This is a genomic window from Actinomycetota bacterium (assembly GCA_036280995.1).
Taxonomy (GTDB): Bacteria; Actinomycetota; CALGFH01; order CALGFH01; family CALGFH01; genus CALGFH01.
The window spans coordinates 1-2,808 of record DASUPQ010000034.1; the positions used below are offsets into that span (position 1 = coordinate 1).

Consider the following 2,808-nt stretch of genomic DNA (forward strand, 5'->3'; position numbering starts at 1 on the left):
GGCACGACATCCCACCAGCCGTCCGCCCTCCTCAACACCGGCCGGGGCACGGTCTCCCCCAAAGAGCTCCAGGCTCCCAAGCCTCCGAGTGCTCACCGGCTGGTGGCTCGCCGTAGCCTCCCACCGAAGGCTCGTGCAGCCCCATTAGGGGCCTCCGCCCGGACCCCTCCGAGCACGGCCTGGGGCGGCGCGTACAAACCGCTGGTGCCTCGCTCGGCGGCGGCGTGGCCAACGGAACGTAATACCAGCCCAAGCAGATCGGGTGAGCAGCGTGGGCAGACGGATCGTAACAACCTGCTGAGTGTGCTTGCCTATGGAACTGACGGTGATGGTTGACACTCCGGGTCTCCGACTAGGGAGGAGACCCCGTGACCGAGCAGCAGCTGGCCAGGATGGCCAAGCGACGCCTGGCGATCTTGCGCCATGCTGAGGAGATCACCGGCAACGTCAGGCTGACCTGCCGCTAGGACGGCATCAGCCGCCAGTGCTTCTCCACCTGGCGTCGGCGCTATGACGCCCACGGCCTGGACGGGCTCCGAGACCGCTCTCACCGCCCCCACATCAGCCCCAACGCCATCCGCACCGAGGTCGTGGGCAAGATCATCTACCTGCGCCAGCACTACCACTTCGGCCCGGCCAAGATCGCCATGTACCTCCAGCACTACCACGACATCCAGATCAGCCCCTCGGGCGTGTGGCGCATCCTGAAGCGACTCGAGCTCAACCGGCTGCCCGCCTCCCAGCGCCACAAGCGCCACGACCGGCGCTGGCAGCGCGATGAGAAGCCGCTGCCCGGCCACCGCGTCCAGCTCGACGTCAAGTTCATCGAACCGCTGGCCGGCTCCCAGGCTGGCTCACGGCGCAAGCACTACCAGTTCACCGCCATCGACGACTGCACCCGCCTGCGCGTGCTGCGCATCTACCACAAGCTCAACCAGACGACAGCCATCCAGTTCCTGGACTACGTCCTGGAGCGGCTCCCCTTCCGCGTGGAGGTCATCCAGACCGACAACGGGGTCGAGTTCGGCGCCAGCTTCCACTGGCACGTCCTGGACAAAGGCATCGGCCATGTCTACATCAAGCCCAGGACGCCGAGGCTCAACGGCAAGGTCGAGCGCTCCCATCGCATCGACGCCGAGGAGTTCTACCGCCTCCTGGACGGGGTCGTGATCGACGACACCAAGCTCTTCAACGACAAGCTCCGCGAATGGGAGGACTTCTACAACTACCACCGACCCCACGGCAGCCTCGGCGGCCAGACACCCTATGAGAGACTCAAGCAGCGAACCCAGGCCCGGATGTAAGCAGCCACCATCAGTTGCACATCAGCCTCTCATGCACACAGCTGACAACTCCCATTAGGCTCAGAGGACCAGGCAGGCAACCACTACGGCGACCGGCCCACTCTGGCAGTCAATCTGGTCGGCGCGTGCCGGCGGATCTGAACGCCATCCTCTCAGCAGCGATCCCTAACCGACGCCACAGCTGTTTGCAGGACAGCCGCGGACCGTCCACCGAGTGCTGCCAAGTACGGTTCTGGCAGCTCGCGTCGGGTGGGTTGTCCAGCCAGTGTGCTGCTATCGGGCCGAGTGCTGGCTGGTGGAATGACAAGCGTAATGACATGCACTGGCCGCTTCGTTACCGACAGGCGCCAGCTACGAACCTCTTGAGGTCGGTTGGCGGCCTGAGGACACTTGATGGGCCTGGTTCCGTCAACGGCAGAGGAGGTCGCTATGGTCGAGGTCGGCGACCGGGTGCTGGTGGAGTCGGAGAAGGTCGGAGCCGCCACTCGCGGCGGTGTGGTGACAGACGTGGACGGACGGCTGATCACGGTGCGCTGGGACTCCGGATCGTCGTCGACGTTCGTGCCAAGCGCCGGCTGCCTGCAGGTCACGGGCCACGAGCCGCAAGCCGAGGCGGTCGACGGTTCCTGAGCAGCTCCCACGAGTCCTGATTGGACCCACAGGACGAATCGCCAGATCCGTAGTCTGGAGGCGGCCGGAAACCTAGCGTCGTCCTGGAAAGGCGCGCAGGTTAGCAAGGGTCCACCGTTAAGTAGGCCCAGGTAGAACAAGGTAAAACGTTGACCGCGTCGTTGACCGAGCAGAGCGAGCTGGAAGCTGAAAGCACCAGATCGAATCTGGTGCTCTGCCAGTGCCAGGCCGGCCGGGGAGCAGCTACAACCATCCCTGTCGCTTGGCCCAGCGCAACAAGATGGCCGAGATGGCGATCATCGCCGCCACCACCACCGCCAGGTGGGGGAAGTCGGTGCGGTCATTCACGATGATGTTCATCCCATACACCGACGACAGCGCGGTGATCGGCAAGGTGAGGACCGCGATGAGGGCGAGGCGTTCAGCGGCGATCGTCACCTTGGTGTCGGTGCGGGCCTTGTAGAACTCGATCACCCCCTCCAGGTAGCGGATCTGGCCGTCGGCCACCCCGGCGACCCGGGCGAACTGGTCCTCGAGGTCGGCCACCAGCGGCTGGCAGTCGGGGGGGATGAAGCGGGCCAGGGCCGCCATCCGCTGGTAGATCTGGTGGCCCAGGGTGGCCATGTTGGACACCGCCAGCAGCGCATGGCGGGTGGCGAACAGCTCCTCCAGGAACTGCTCGGGGTCGCCCAGATGCCCGGAGGTGACCCGCTGCTCAAGCGGCCACACCTGGCGGGTGACCGTCTCCACGAACCCCTCCTGGCCCTGGGCCAGGGCCGAGACGATCCCATAGGACAGCTCAAACCCCGACCTGGGATGCAGCCGGCCCGCCTCGATCCGCCCCAGGACCGCGCGGGTCTCCCGCAACGCCGCC

2 protein-coding genes and 1 pseudogene are annotated in these 2,808 nt (G+C 65.8%); 2 read left to right on the forward strand and 1 reads right to left on the reverse strand.

Translation table 11 applies throughout. The features are described from left to right. Positions 1-392 precede the first annotated feature (392 nt). Positions 393-1,304, forward strand: a pseudogene (locus VF468_00860) (IS481 family transposase). 429 nt (positions 1,305-1,733) lie between these two features. Continuing rightward, a complete protein-coding gene (locus VF468_00865; protein HEX5876875.1) occupies positions 1,734-1,934 on the forward strand; it encodes a DUF1918 domain-containing protein in 201 nt (66 codons plus the stop codon). Between the two features lie 243 nt (positions 1,935-2,177). Here VF468_00865 and VF468_00870 read toward each other — a convergent pair. Further along, positions 2,178-2,808 (reverse strand): CorA family divalent cation transporter (locus tag VF468_00870; GenBank protein HEX5876876.1); only part of this gene is annotated, 631 nt, incomplete at its 5' end.